The organism is Nitrobacter hamburgensis X14 (assembly GCF_000013885.1).
In the GTDB taxonomy this organism is placed as follows: Bacteria; Pseudomonadota; Alphaproteobacteria; order Rhizobiales; family Xanthobacteraceae; genus Nitrobacter; species Nitrobacter hamburgensis.
Window position 1 is genome coordinate 887,703 of sequence record NC_007964.1, and the last position, 14,058, is coordinate 901,760.

Here is a 14,058-nt window from a genome sequence, read left to right on the forward strand (position 1 = left end):
CGCGTTGGACCTCATAAGCGTCTAGGATGCCAGGCGACGATGACGCGGCTCCGGCCGCGTTGTGCGCCGGCGACAAGCTTGTGATCGGGAGTGGAACACGCCACGCGCTCCATATGCGATGGCCTGCACGTCATCGAGGCCGTGATCGATGCCGGCGCTACCTACCCTAGGGCAACTGACCTCATACCTCACCGATTGGTCAGGCCAAAATGACTTTTTGTCATAAGGGGCTAGCTTGACTATCGTTCGCCCATGCCTTCGGCAGGCTGCGGCGCGGCCTTGGCGCGGACCTTCTGCTCGATCTGCTTGCCGGTCGCGGCGTCAACCTTCTTCCAGTAGTCGATGGCGCGGCTGAGTACCGGCTCCTGCACACCGCCGAGTAGACTGCCGGCGACTTGATCTACGAACTGCGCCCGCTGGGCGTCATTCCAGACCTCGCGCACCATGGTGCCAGGCTGGCTGAAGTCGTCGTCCTCCTTGTGCAGCGTGTAGGTGCTGCGCACCATCTCGCCGTCGCTCTCCCAGCCGTCGGCAATCGGGCCGGTTTGATCCATCCAGGTGCGCCCGCCGCTGTTGGTGGCGTAGACTGGCGCGCTGCCGCTATGATCGAAGGCCATCTGGCCGTCGAACATATAGGTGTTGACCGGCACCTTCGGCCGGTTGACCGGCAGTTGATGGAAGTTGGTACCGATGCGGTTACGTTGCGCGTCGTTGTAGGCGAAGGCGCGGCCCAGCAGCATCTTGTCCGGCGACAGACCGATGCCAGGAACCGTGTTGCCCGGCGAGAACGCCGCCTGTTCGATCTGGGCGAAGAAGTTTTCCGGGTTGCGGTTCAGCGTCATGGTGCCAACCCTTTTCAAGGGGTAGTCGGCGTGCGGCCATACTTTGGTGAGGTCGAACGGGTTGAAGCGATAGTTCTTCGCATCCGCATAAGGCATCACCTGCACCGACAGCGTCCAGCTCGGATGCTCGCCGCGCTTGATGGCATCGAACAGGTCGCGGCGATGGTAGTCGGCATCGCTGCCGGCCATGGCGGCGGCTTCCGCGTTGTTGAAGAACTTCATGCCCTGATTGGTGTGGAAGTGATACTTGACCCAGAATTTCTCGCCCTTGGCGTTGATCCACATATAGGTGTGCGAACCGTAGCCATTCATGTTGCGCCAGGTGCGCGGCAGGCCGCGCTCGCCCATCACGTACGTAACCTGATGTGCGCTCTCCGGATTATTAGTCCAGAAATCCCACTGCATGTGATTGTCACGCAGGCCGGAATCCGGCAGCCGCTTCTGGCTGCGGATGAAGTGCGGGAATTTCATCGGATCGCGGATAAAGAACACCGGCGTGTTGTTGCCGACGAGGTCGTAGTTGCCCTCGCTGGTGTAGAACTTCAGCGAGAAGCCGCGCACGTCGCGCCAGGTATCCGGGCTTCCCATTTCGCCGGCGACTGTGGAGAAACGCGCCAGCATCTCGGTCTTCGCACCTTTCTGAAACACCGCGGCCTTGGTGAACGCTGACATCTCCTCGGTGATGTTGAGTTCACCGAATGCGCCGGCACCCTTGGCGTGCGGCTGCCGCTCCGGCACCTTTTCACGGTTGAAGTGTGCCATCTGCTCGAGGAAATGTACGTCGTGCAGTAGAATCGGACCATTGGGGTTGAGCGTCAGTGAATTGCGGTCGCTGGCCGCCGGTACGCCGGTGCTCATGGTCGAACCGGTGTTTTGCTTTTTGTGTGAGCTACTCATGAAACCACCCTTTTTCTGATTTTAATCGCAACCGGACCTCGGTTCCCGCATATTCGGTCAGACTGGCGCAAGTGGATGACAGACAGCTACGAACTCTCTTCGATTCATATTGTAATAGGCAGATATCCAAATTAGGTCTAATCGCTTTATCTAGAGCGTTAGATAAGAAATTCTGATCGAGATGATTTCAGGTGTTTCCGGGATGATCGGCGCCTGACGGATCAGTTGCCGTGTGTCGGGAGTTCGTCCCGACAGATAACGCATCGTCGCGTCGGCCGCTTCGATCGCCTCGCGCGCGCCAGCGACCCGATGGATGGCGACATTATCCATCACAACGATGTCGCCGCGTTTGAGCGTCGGCACCAGGCATTGCTCGACGTAGGCCAAGAAAATCTCTCCGTTCATCGCCCCATTGATAATCATCGGAGCAGTCATGCCATCACAGCGCAGCCCGGCCACGAAGGTCAGTGTTTTCCAGGCTCCGAAGGGCACGCGCGCAATCTGGTGGCTGATGCATGTTGTCACATCATCCAGGAAATCGGGCGGCAGGTGTCGCGCAACATGTCTTTACAACTGAGACTCGATCGGCAACAGGCCGATAACGACAGCGGTGATGCGTCGCCAGATGTTTGCCGCAGGCTCGGAATCAAGGTGTGAATAGGCGTCGGAGAGTGACCCCTCCCGCGCCGAGCAGATCAATAGCTTAGCGCGCCGATCTGCGTCCAGACCCCGCGCCGATTAACAGCCGTTTGCGGGCGTCACAGCCCACGGCAGCAGATCGGTGCTTCCCCACGGCTTGCGATGCATTTGCATAGCGGCATGTTCGATCGTCACATGGCCTCCCGAGCCTCCGCTCACAAATCGAACCGACACGAGATGAGGTAACGCCGCTCACTGCTGCGAGCGCGGCTCGATCCTGATTTAAAAGCTAAGCCAGTGCGTCGTTCGCGATGCACGGCATCGCGGTTCAGGTGCGGCAACGAAATCGTCATGTCCACATTCAGCGGACGGGTCGCGACCTAGCACGGGATTGCGAGGGTTGACGATCGGCGGGTGATCAGCGGCATCATCTTCGTTATCAGGAATGGTCTGCGCTGGCGCGATGCACCGCCGGGCTATGGTCCGTACAAGACGATCTATAACCGGTTCGTGCGCTGGAGCCGGCTTGGCGTCTTCAACAAGATATTTGCTGAACTGGCTCGTAAGGGCGGCGCTCCGAAGCGATTAATGATCGACGCCACGCATTTGAAGGCGCACCGTACCGCCGCCAGCCTTTTAAAAAAGGGCCTGTTTCCCGATGTATTGGGCGCACCAAGGGCGGCCTGAACTCCAAACTGCACGCCGTATGCGACGGTCAAGGCCGCCCCATCATCATGCTGCTCAGCGAGGGCCAGATGAGCGATTACAAAGGCGCGGCCCTGATGATCGATGCGCTGCCGCCCGCCAGGCAGTTGCTCGCCGACAAGGGTTACGACGCCGACTGGTTCCGTCAGGCTCTCGCCGCGCGCAGCATCACCGCATGCATCCCATCAAAGTCAAACCGCAAAGAGAAAATCGAATATGATCGGGTGCTCTATCGCCAGCGGCACAAAATCGAGAATATGTTCGGAAGGCTCAAGGACTGGCGACGTATCCATACCCGCTACGATCGGTGTGCTCACACATTCATGTCCGCTATCTGCATCGCAGCAACCATCATCTTCTGGCTCTGATCAATGAGTCCTGATGGGGTGGACGCCCCCTCGACGGCATCGATGTGCCAGAGTGGAAGGTGTTGATCACCACTGAAGGAGGCGTCCGTGACAGAGGTTAGCACGATCGGGTTGGATTTGGCGAAGTCGGTCTTTCAGGTGCACGGCGCCGATGCGAGCGGCGCGGTCGTGTTCCGCAAGACGCTTCGGCGGGCCAGGGTCCTCGAGTTCTTCCGCGATCTGCCACGTTGCTTCGTCGCGATGGAGGCATGCGGCGGGGCGCATCATTGGGCTCGCGAGATCGGTCGGTTGGGACATGAGGTGCGGCTCATCCCACCTATTTACGTCAAACCGTTCGTAAAGCGTCAGAAGAACGATGCGTCCGACGCGGAGGCGATCTGCGAGGCAGCGCAGCGCCCGACGATGCGCTTCGTCGCGGTGAAGAGCGAGTCGGCCCAGGCAAGCGCCGCAATCTTCCGCACGCGCGATCTACTGGTTCGCCAGCGAACGCAACTGATCAACGCGGTGCGCGGGCAACTCACCGAGTATGGCCTGGTGGCCGCTAAGGGAACCGCGAACCTGCCGAGGCTGCTGGCATTGGTCGACGAGCCAGGCTCCGATCTGCCGCAGGCCACGCGTGCGATGCTCGATGTGCTGATCGGGATGGTAATGATGCTCGCGGAACAGATCAGCGCGCTGGACCGCGAGATCGCCAGGCGGGCCAAGGAAGAAGATATGCCTTCGCGGTTGATGACGATACCGGGTGTCGGGCCAATCACGGCGACTGCCATCGCGGCTCTTGCTCCGCCGGTGGAGACGTTCCACAAAGGGCGCGACTTCGCGGCCTGGCTCGGCCTGACGCCGGTGCAACGATCCACCGGCGGCAGGCAGAAGCTCGGGGCCACATCCAAGATGGGCGAGCGGACCATACGCCGCCTGCTCATCATTGGTGCCGCCGCACTGGTGCGCCAGACCAGCCGCCGCGAGCCGCCGCCAGGATCATGGTTGGCGCGCATGCTCGCCCGAAAGCCACGCATGCTGGTTATTACCGCGCTCGCAAACAAAATGGCGCGAACTGTTTGGGCGCTGCTCGCCCACAACGAAGTTTACCGAGCTCCCGCTGTAGCCGCTACGTAAGCGATTAGAGCGTGAGGCTGTCGAAGGAGTAGAGGGCGAAGGCAAGTACGGCGCAACGGTCGACGAGACGGGACAGGCAAAACCAGATAGGTTCACTGTGCTGCGAAGCACGCAGTCCTGATATGGAGCCGGTCCGCGAACTCCCATACGGGCCCGCGGCGCATCATCGCCGCATCTAGAGGCCGGACAGATGGCAGCATCCGACTAGCGCGTCAGAAAGCCAAAATCCCTCTTGCTTTTCCGGGGGCGTCCACAGATGAGCCTAGTCAGGTGAACCTAAATTCGTGGCATAAGGTCTGCTGAGTTTTCTGGCAGAAGTGTTTGACGGAGGCGAGGATTTCGTCAACTGACTTTGTCCATCGATATGGCCTGGGATTTTCATTGTGCCGCTCGATGAAGGCGCGGATATCTTTTTCCAACTGCTTGGTCGAAGTATGGACGCCGCGGCGGATCTGCTTGCGGGTGAGTTCAGCAAACCAGCGCTCGACCTGATTGATCCACGATGGTGATGTTGGCGTGAAGTGCACATGGTAGTGCGGTCGTCGCACCAGCCAGGATTTGATCACAGCAGTTTTGTGAGTGGCGTAGTTGTCCATAATGATATGGATATCGAGACCGTCGGGAATGTGAGCGTCGATTTGCTTCAGGAAGTCGAGGAACTCCGCAGCACGATGGCGCTTGTAGCATTTGCCGATCACAAATCCGGAAGCAAAATCGAGGGCCGCGAACAGCGATGTTGTGCCGTGGCGGATATAGGAATGCGTCCGGCGTTCCGGAATGCCCGGCATCGTCGGCAGGACCGGCTGCTTGCGATCAAGCGCTTGTATCTGGCTCTTCTCGTCGACACTGAGCACCAGGGCCCGATTGGGCGGCGACAGATAAAGACCGACGATATCGCGGACCTTGTCGACAAATAATGGGTCGCTGGAAAGCTTGAATGTCTCCGAACGGTGCGGCTGCAAGCCGAAGGCGTTCCAAATCCGTCGGATCGTCGTGTGCGAAAAGCCGGTCGCGGTCGCCATCGAACGGATGGACCAGTGCGTGGCGTCGCTCGGCGTGGAGCGGAGCGTGCGTTCGATAATTGCAGCGACCTGATCGTCATCAATCGTGCGAGGCCTGCCAGGGCGGGCTTCATCCAAGAGCCCTTCGATGCGCCCCTTCAGAAAGCGCCGACGCCACTTGCCAACTGTATGCTCATGGACACCCAGTTCGTGCGCAACGGATTTGCTGGGTATGCCATCCGCGCATCGCAGGATGACGCGGCATCGCTCAGACAAAGAACGCGCCACCCGATGACGACGAACCTGCCGTTCGAGATACGCGCGCTCATCCGCGCTGAGGATCAAGGGAGAAACCGGGCGTCCTGCCGCGTTGGCCATAACTGCGCTCCCGCACTCTTGCGAATGCGGCAGATTATAATGAAACGAACTTCAGTTCCAGGTGACTAGCTAAGGTCCAGTTGCTGCGGAATTCCGCGCCAGCGCTATAATTAGGCGCTTCGTATTCATGCGCTCTTTCAAGCCAAGTAGCTATGGCTATCTTGGCACAAATGCCGCACGATAACTGAGAGCCCGTCGGCTTCGCAGCCGACGGATCCCATCACACTTCGATAACCTGGAGACCGCCTCCCATGAGAGACGCGCAATCGATCTAGAGGTCCCAGTACATCCGTGGGCATCTCAAATCGGCAGATTTAATCGACGCGAAGGTTTTCAGCGCTGGTCTTGCCGCGCATGCTGTCGGTCTTGGCTTCGAACGAAACCTTCTGACCGTCATTGAGGGAGCTCAGACCAGCGCGTTCGACCGCGCTGATATGAACGAAGATATCCTGTCCGCCACCGTCAGGCTGAATAAAGCCGAAGCCCTTTGTCGCGTTGAACCACTTCACTGTTCCAGTTGCCATTATAATCTCCAAAATGCGCGAAAGCGCGTTCGCTCGCACGGCATCCGTGCAAGCTTGATCCGAGTTCAGCGATGTCTTGGGGAATGGAGCCGGTTTCGGCGCGGTCAACAAGCCAGAGCGACGGTTCGAACTTGACCTACATATGGTGGCTTAGGGAAAGTACAAGAGCCCGGTCAAACTACGGCACATGTGGTGTCCTGCGTTATGAGGACAGGTTCGGAACTAATGAATAGCTATTAGACCCGAAAGAGCGCACGTTCACGGAATGTCGCCTCAAACGCAGTTTCTCGTGCAGGCTTTTAACGCCGCAAAAGACGATCAGTTGAAGCCAGACAGGCTGATCGTGTGTCGATCAGCAGAAGGCGCCCGTCGAACCGCGCAGAGGCTCGCACTGTCCAGGGCAGGCGTCGTTGCCTTCTCCATAACGTCTGATGATGAAACCGGCGACTATGACGAGGAGCCGACGGTCTTTTATCGGGAAGGACAGATTCCGGACGAATTCAGTGCGATGCCATGACGGGCGCTCTGTCGGTGCTGTTTTCTGCAAACGGATTACCCGATCTACCGATAATCCTGGTCGAGCCGCATCGAAATCGAGAAGGCGTTTGGCGCATCAAATTCTGCTACGCGGATGGTGAGCCACTCTCCATGAGCTCGATTCAGGCATCGGCGCTGGCCTGCGACCTTCATCAAATGGGCGAAACCCAGTTGGCCGATGAGATCGATGATGCAGTTAAAAGTGCGAAACGCTACTGCTCGATGTGAGTACGCCTGTTAACCGGACGCGTTTTCAACCTAAGAGGAGATCGCCGTGTCAAAAAGTAATCGAGAGTCGAAGAAGCCGAAAAAGGAAAAGGCAAAGATCATCGCGGCAACACCAAGTCAAAAGGGCGCTGTGGCTTGGCAGCCAAACTTCGGTGCGGGCAAAAAGAAACCGTGAGCCGACAGTTATCAGGGCATGACCGCCATCAAAGTTATCGAACCAGCTTCTTGCTTCGTTGGCTTGAGTATTCGCCGCTCCCGCTGAAGTGATTGATTCGTCATCGTGACGAGCCCTCCGATCCGCTTCCGGCTGGGATACCTCGATAGGAGGAGGCTCGCGGACGATGTCCGCGAGCTATCGTCGTCAAAGATGCCGGGCCCATTTCATCGAGGTGTCGTATCCGGTGATCTCGTAGGCGAGTGCCTGAGTGATACTGTCGACCTAGTCGTTATGCTTGCTCTGCGGAAAGGCGAGCAATTCAGCCAACAAATCCGGCATGAACGACGCCGATCTCGGAAAGAAGACGTGGCCTGCCTCGAGTTTGTGCGTCTGCACGTATAACCGTGTCACCTTGTCACGTGTGACTGGGACCAGCTCCACGCGGAAACGTCCAGCATCTTTGAGTTCTTGAGCCAATGCCACGCCGGTTGAGGCATCCTCGATCAGTATTGTGGTCGGCTTGTAGCGTCCCGCCAGTGAGAGCGCTGTTTCGCGTAAGCGGGGATATTCATATCGCCCGCGAGTGACGTCGATGAGGTAATAATCCCGCTTGTTGACGACAAGCCAGGTCGTGCACACCGACCAGCTGTTCTGGGCGCCATCCTTCGACGCGCAGTCCCAGCTCTGAATGATCTCCATATCCCAGGTCCGTTCGGGAAGCACATCATAATGGTGTAGCCATTCGCGCCGGATCATGGCTCCGCCAGGCGGCACGGGCGATTGTTGGTATTGGGCATCGAAGTGGAATCCCATTTCTCGCCTGATAGTGTTCAGCGTATCAAGGGACTCGTGCTTCGGATGAAGGGCCTCGCCGGTCCGCCGGAAATGGAATTGCCCGTTCCCGATCGGGATTTGTTCGTCTGCTTCAGCGATCGCGGCAAGGTTCAAAACCGTCCAGCTCTCGGAACTTTCCTGCAAATATCCGGTCAAATCGTGAAGGTGGACTCGCTGCATAACAATGACAATGGCACCACGTTCTTTGCTATCGAGTCGCGAAATCAGCGTGTTCGAGAACCATTGATTGAGCTGATCGCGGAGCGGCTGAGATTGCACGTCAACGGGCTTTTGTGGATCGTCGATGATGAAGAGATCGCCGCCAAAGCCGGTGAGGGCGCCACCTACCGAGGTGGTCTTACGAAATCCGCGCATCGACGTTCGGATATCGGTGGCCGAGGGACGTAGGATCCGCGTCCCCGGGAAGGCAGCGCGATACCAATCGGATTGCATCACGGCCAGGCAACTTTTGGCATGTTCTTCCGCCAGATCGGCACCGTAGCTGATGCAGATAATTCTCCGTCTTGGGTCATGGCCTAAGACAAACGCGGGAAGCGCAACCGAGCTCATGATCGATTTCAGATTGCGGGGTGGCAGATTGATGATGAGACGGGTGATTTCGCCGCGCCGCACCCGATCCAGCTGGTACGCGATCGCGTCGATATGCCAATTGGGCAGGAAATCGTCGCCCGGATTTAACGTCAGCACGCTGCGGTGAAGAAAACTCTGAAAATCACCGCGCAACACCGCGCCGAGGGCACACGGATCGTTCAGAAAGGCGTTAAGGGCATCGCGATCAATCATCGTTCCCATCCTCATTGTGCGCGGCGGACAAGAACTTCTTGGCGTAGGCACCGAGAACGGTCTTGTCGTCCTCTGTGAGCTGTCGATGTTCGGGTTGAGCCGATTTCAACAGAGCCGACCGGTCGAAAAGAAAGGAAGCAGCTTTCAAATTCTTCTTCTTGACGGCTTCTTCTGCGATACCGCGATAGATGACTTCGCGGAGTGAAATTTTGCGAACACGGTTGCCTTCGCGAATCGTCATCATTCGAGACAACAGCTCTTCGAGCATCTGGTTCTCGCTCTTGCGCCCCTTGGGTCGCCCCCTCGGATTGCCGCTTTGGCCCGGTTTAAATCGGTGCTTACGCGGGGGGCGCCCGTAGCCAACATCACCGATATTCCTGGATTGAGTACCCTTGTGCGGGTGCAGATCGTCGTCATCGTCGGTACTCATTGCGGCCTCCTTCTACGAAGACCGGTACGCTCGGTACTCGTCGTGCCAGAGTCATGTGGCACGGGTTTCGAACCGACGCGATGACGCGATGGCTTTTGCGGCGGAGGTGGAGCAGAACCGTAGTTCTGCGAGCGCCGCGCGGCGCTCACCTCATCAAAGGTTTGGCCTGTTTCCGCAAGAATGGCGTCTTTCCCGGTGAAGGAGTAGAGTCACCGATTGGCCCGGGCACAGTCCCAGTTCTTTCATACTGGCGGGCGTGACAAGCGAATAGATTGTCGTTTCCGCATCGAACACGATAATGATGATGCTGCCGCAGATTGCGTTGCATGCGCTGGTCTTCATAAGAAATCCCTAGACAAGATCTGATCAAGGCGCCATTCGTTGCTATCGCTACCGGTAAGGCAGCCCCGAAGACCTCCGCGCGCAGTCAGTGGAATCGTCAGCCGATGCGAAGCGTCCGCCGTAAGCGCCGAGATCGTCCTCGACATCGGCGCCGGCTAGACGCGAGCATCGAGCATCGAGCATCGCTGCGCACAGCGCCAAGTCGCTTGGCCTCTCTCCAGGAAAGCCCGCATTCGCCCTTTTCGACGCTGCGCATGTCATCATCGCAATCAGCTGAAAAGATTTCGGATCACGCACTGTTGTGATCGCTCTCGGCACTGCCGCTCTCCTCGTCGAAGCGTGAGCTTGGTCGATCAGATCGTTGTCGTTTCACAGCTTGAATTGTCCCGACGCTTTCAGGATTCAACGCATCGTAAGCGTCTATTCCTGCAGGTCACCCTGAAGGTCGGCGACTGCGAAGGCGCGGACAGTGAAGCCGTCGGCCGATGCCTCCGGCACGGGAACGACTTGTCAACGATTCGCAACCCCGTAGCGCGAACGCCAGCCTATCGATTGCACTGCGGCGTGATCGTGCAGATGCAATTCGTGAAAGTCACCTGTGCCTGTTCCTTGATGCCGAAGCCGAGAACGCCGCGATGCCGCTCGACCCCTAGCGGCCGCAGCGCGGCGGGCTTTCCTGCGGTCGATTGCGGCCAGAGGATGTCGTTGGTCTCGACCCGCGCCGGTATCAGCCAGAAATCGCCTGTGCGATAATAGCCGCCGGGAACGAACTGCACCTGTACGCCGCGTTCGAGCGGCGTCCAGCGACCCTCACTGCTTTCGCGCACCGGGATGGCGCCGTCCTCGCCAAGATCGGGCGCGGTCTCGAGCGATTGATCCCAGCGACGCAGCAGGGTGCAGGCGCTGAAGTCGATGCCTGCGCCTGTCGTGACCTTGAGGGTGACCATTCGTCTGGCGCGGTCGATGCCGGTGATCTGGCCGAGCGGGGGCGCCATCTCCGCGAACTCGAACCCGTCCGAGGTCAGCTCGACCCAGTCGCCCTCGCAAAGGCCCGTGCGGCGATCGCGGCCGAGCGTGTCGATCATCGCCGTGATCGTGCCGCCTTGCGCCGTCTTGACCGAGCTGAGCGCGAATTCGACCGATCCATTCTCCCGCGACCATTTGAACGTCGCCTCGCCGGCCATTCCGCCTTTGTGGATTTCGACGCGGTAGAGCTGGTTCTCGCGGCTGCGGAACTGGCCGTCGGCTGGGATCGCGCAGGGGTCGAGATTGCGCGCGTCGAAGCGGGCGCGGGCGCGCATCAGCGGCCCGATCTGCTCCCATGTGTCGAAGAAGCGCTTCGCACCCGCGCAGGCCTTCTGATCGGGCGCGCCGGCGCTAAACACATCGGCGAGTTGCCGCGCGGAATCTTCCAGCGCCTTGACGAAATCGCTGAGCTTGCCGTCCCTATAGACGAAAGGTCCGGGATGGGCCTTGCGAATTTCGGCGAGCTTCGCGAACTGTTTCGGCACGGCCGTGACTTGATCCTGCGTCAGGATGCGAATCTGCCAGGCGACCTGTGCGCGGCTGGCGGTGTCGCGGCCACCCAGCGCGATCTCGCGCAGCGCCGGCATCTGGACCGGCGATAGGTGCCGTTCGTGAACCTCGATGTAGGCGAGGAATATTGCGGGCAATTCGACCGGCGCGTCCGGAGCGATTCCGGGGACGGGCCAGAACGGCTGTGTACCGTAAGTGACGTTCGCATTGAGCTCGCACAGGATGCCGTCGACGTAGAGACGGCCGGCCGCGATGGCGAATTCGTTGACCGAGTCGCCGGCGGCGAGCGCAAATCCGTCGCCCGCGCGCCAACACGGGCCGATGGTGTCGACGATGACCTTGCGCAGATAGTGGATGTGCAGCGCCGTCTGCTCGTTGAGCTCGGCTTCGAGCAGCATGCGGCCCTGCTGCGCTAGCACGCGTGTAAAGCCCTGGCTTGGATCGAAGGTGATACGCGCAAAGTCGCCGTGCATGATGGGCCTCTCAGTCTGCTACCAGAACAACGGGATCGAAGTCGGCGGGGCAATGATTCACGAGACGCGCCTGGAGCTGATCCATGCGCTGCGGTTCGCCCAAATCGTGATAGGCGCCCATTTCGCCGCCGTCGCTCGCGCCGCGCGTGATCTCGGGCGGGGTGCAACCAGTCAAGCGCACATAGTCCGGCGTGCCGTAGCGGGTCGAGACGAAATGCGGCGAGATCCGCACAACAACGTCGGCGAGCATCCGGTCGCGCACCGCTTCCCGCGCTGGATCGGCGCCTGCGTCGTCGCGCACCTTCGCGCGCGCGCTCGACGGTTGGCAGCGATGCTGACGCGGCAATCGCGAGTCGACGGAGGCATAGCAGTAGCGCACGCAGCCCTGCTGGCGGCGCGCGACGGTGACGACGCCGCCGAACAACACATCTTCTGCGAGATCGATGGCGTGGACCGCCACGGTGCCGATCACCGTGCTACGTGCGATGGTGAGCCGCGCATAGGCGACACTTGCATCCGCTGAGCCGATGGCGGCCCGCGTTTCGGACGTGGCGTCGACGATGCTGTCGGCGATGCAGATGTCGGCCGGTGGGCCGGCGGTGACGCCGAGGCTCACGTCGATCGTGCCGACGATGCTGTGCTCCACGCGAAGCCGCAGGCGCGATCCGTCGATGACGATGCTCGGATCGTTGGGACGCAGCGGCTCGCAATCATGGGTCAGCCCCCAGCCGGGCACGAGCGTGCAGTGACGCAGCACAACTTCGCACAGGTCGCCCGCCGTTTCGCCGTCGCCATCCTCGCGCGGGGCGAAGCGCAGGCCGCGACCGGCGACCATCACACCGTCCATGACGAAACGGCTGCCGTTCCCGCCGCTGACCTGGAGCGCATCCTGCTGGCCGGCTTCGACATCGCTGAGCCACAGGACCGGCCGTGTTCGCGGTGCCGCGATCAGCCAGATCGACTCCCCCGCCTTCAGTTCGATATCGAGCGCGCCGGCATAAAGTCCGCTCTCCATCAGCTCGACGACGAGCGCGGGAAACGCGATCATGCCGAGCGCCGCATCACCGTCCCCTTCGACCGGTACGGCCTGCGCGTCGCGCGCGGCACGCCAGTCCGCGATCGCGTCGGCGATGCCGGCGAAATCGCCCTCGGGCGGCATGTCCATTTCCCGCGCATGCACGCGACGGCGCGAGACGTGCGCGGGCATTGCGAGCGGCGGTCGCGGATATTCGCCGCCGCCGAGCGCCATCGCGAACGCGTAGTGATAGCTGACGCGCACCGACGCGGTGCGGGCCGGCCCCTGCTTGAGCGGGAACATGATACGGCCAAGGACTGGATCGACGGCAACCTTGCGCTTGGGCACGCGGTAGGCCCATCCGTTGAGATCGGCGGGAATGATCGCGCTCGCCGGGATCGGGGCCGCGCGCGCCTGCGGGGTCGGGCGGCGACTGGGCCAGCCGTCCGCCCAGATGACGAGCGCCTTTCCCTCGTCGTAGAGCGCGGGATCGACGCCGGCGGCGGCCGCGGCCGAGCCCGCGTCGCTTTCAAAGCCGAGACGCGTGATCGGCGCCGGCCCGCGGGGGTCGACGAGGGCCGTGTCGTTGCCGAGCACGGAGAAGCTGTAGCAATGCTCGCGGTTCTCGATCGCATAAGCGGTCGTCGCCGTGATCGGAAAGGCGCGCATCCGCCGCACCGCAAGGCCGAGGCCGCGGACATCGGCACGGAGCACGCGATCGCCGGCGGCACCGGTGCGCACCTCGCCGAGCAGCGATCCGCCCCAGGGTTCCATCGCCTCGAGCGTCGACTGCGCACCGATCCGGACGCATGCCGGCCGGTCGGGATGGACATGGTCGAGGTGCTGGCAGATGGCGAGCAGCCGGTAGGCCTCGCGTGCTTCGGCCGGCCAGTCACCGACATCCTGAGCCAGGCCGGCGACCGCCACCATCGCGCCGCGCTGCCGCCGCGTGGCGAGCAGGTGGCCGATCGCGCGACGCTGCGCACCGGCGCCGCCGGCGCTTCCTTCGGCAAGGCTCGCGCCGAGCAGGTCGGCGATATAGGGGACCACCCAGTCTGCGCAGGTTTCGATGAAACTGTCGTCGTACATGCGATGGAGGTCGCGTTCGATTGACACAGCCTGGCCACCGACGATGCGCAGCAATTGCTGCAGAACGCCGTCGGCGATGAGGTCGCGCTGACGGACCCAGGCCGGGAGCAGGTCGAACAGCGCGTCGCGGTCGTCGATCATGC

At 60.7% G+C, this 14,058-nt stretch carries 11 protein-coding genes and 2 pseudogenes; 5 read left to right on the top strand and 8 right to left on the bottom strand.

All coding sequences use genetic code 11. The features are described from left to right. Nucleotides 1-239: 239 nt before the first annotated feature. Both NHAM_RS04165 and NHAM_RS04170 read right to left on the bottom strand, forming a co-directional pair. Nucleotides 240-1,739: a catalase gene (locus NHAM_RS04165; protein ID WP_011509383.1), complete on the bottom strand. Its 1,500-nt coding sequence runs from the start codon at nucleotides 1,737-1,739 to the stop codon at nucleotides 240-242. A 150-nt stretch (nucleotides 1,740-1,889) separates the two neighbouring features. Then, a pseudogene (locus NHAM_RS04170) lies at nucleotides 1,890-2,237 on the bottom strand (transposase); the annotation flags it as partial. Between the two features lie 525 nt (nucleotides 2,238-2,762). On the opposite strand from NHAM_RS04170, the pseudogene NHAM_RS24485 reads away from it, so the two are divergent. Together NHAM_RS24485 and NHAM_RS04185 are read left to right on the top strand one after the other, a co-directional pair. Then, nucleotides 2,763-3,451, top strand: a pseudogene (locus tag NHAM_RS24485) (IS5 family transposase); the annotation flags it as partial. A gap of 87 nt (nucleotides 3,452-3,538) precedes the next feature. Next, a complete protein-coding gene (locus NHAM_RS04185; RefSeq protein WP_011509385.1) occupies nucleotides 3,539-4,567 on the top strand; it encodes an IS110 family transposase in 1,029 nt (342 codons plus the stop codon). A 266-nt stretch (nucleotides 4,568-4,833) separates the two neighbouring features. On the opposite strand, the gene NHAM_RS04190 is transcribed toward NHAM_RS04185, so the two are convergent. Then, nucleotides 4,834-5,946 (bottom strand): IS630 family transposase, encoded by a 1,113-nt coding sequence (locus tag NHAM_RS04190; protein WP_011509386.1) that lies wholly within the window; start codon nucleotides 5,944-5,946, stop codon nucleotides 4,834-4,836. 314 nt (nucleotides 5,947-6,260) lie between these two features. Further along, nucleotides 6,261-6,470, bottom strand: a complete 210-nt coding sequence (locus NHAM_RS04195) for a cold-shock protein (protein WP_011509387.1) — start codon at nucleotides 6,468-6,470, stop codon at nucleotides 6,261-6,263. A 513-nt stretch (nucleotides 6,471-6,983) separates the two neighbouring features. Between NHAM_RS04195 and NHAM_RS04205 the strand changes: the two genes are divergently transcribed. Together NHAM_RS04205 and NHAM_RS28810 are read left to right on the top strand one after the other, a co-directional pair. Further along, nucleotides 6,984-7,235, top strand: a complete 252-nt coding sequence (locus NHAM_RS04205; RefSeq protein ID WP_011509389.1) for a hypothetical protein — start codon at nucleotides 6,984-6,986, stop codon at nucleotides 7,233-7,235. Between the two features lie 46 nt (nucleotides 7,236-7,281). Continuing rightward, nucleotides 7,282-7,410 (top strand): hypothetical protein, encoded by a 129-nt coding sequence (locus NHAM_RS28810; protein ID WP_011509390.1) that lies wholly within the window; start codon nucleotides 7,282-7,284, stop codon nucleotides 7,408-7,410. 264 nt (nucleotides 7,411-7,674) lie between these two features. Here the strand turns inward: NHAM_RS28810 and terL are convergent, their stop codons facing one another. Both terL and NHAM_RS26430 read right to left on the bottom strand, forming a co-directional pair. After that, nucleotides 7,675-9,030: a phage terminase large subunit gene (gene terL / locus NHAM_RS04210; RefSeq protein WP_011509391.1), complete on the bottom strand. Its 1,356-nt coding sequence runs from the start codon at nucleotides 9,028-9,030 to the stop codon at nucleotides 7,675-7,677. Then, nucleotides 9,023-9,460, bottom strand: a complete 438-nt coding sequence (locus NHAM_RS26430) for a DUF5681 domain-containing protein (protein ID WP_011509392.1) — start codon at nucleotides 9,458-9,460, stop codon at nucleotides 9,023-9,025. Before NHAM_RS26430 ends, terL begins: the two co-directional genes overlap by 8 nt. Before the next feature lie 523 nt (nucleotides 9,461-9,983). Between NHAM_RS26430 and NHAM_RS27915 the strand changes: the two genes are divergently transcribed. Continuing rightward, a complete protein-coding gene (locus NHAM_RS27915; RefSeq protein ID WP_245270049.1) occupies nucleotides 9,984-10,079 on the top strand; it encodes a TOBE domain-containing protein in 96 nt (31 codons plus the stop codon). Between the two features lie 268 nt (nucleotides 10,080-10,347). Here NHAM_RS27915 and NHAM_RS23860 read toward each other — a convergent pair whose 3' ends face one another. Both NHAM_RS23860 and NHAM_RS04230 read right to left on the bottom strand, forming a co-directional pair. Beyond that, complete coding sequence (locus tag NHAM_RS23860) at nucleotides 10,348-11,811, bottom strand: DUF6519 domain-containing protein (protein WP_011509394.1); 1,464 nt, start codon at nucleotides 11,809-11,811, stop codon at nucleotides 10,348-10,350. A gap of 10 nt (nucleotides 11,812-11,821) precedes the next feature. Then, nucleotides 11,822-14,056, bottom strand: a complete 2,235-nt coding sequence (locus tag NHAM_RS04230; RefSeq protein ID WP_011509395.1) for a hypothetical protein — start codon at nucleotides 14,054-14,056, stop codon at nucleotides 11,822-11,824. Nucleotides 14,057-14,058: the final 2 nt, after the last annotated feature.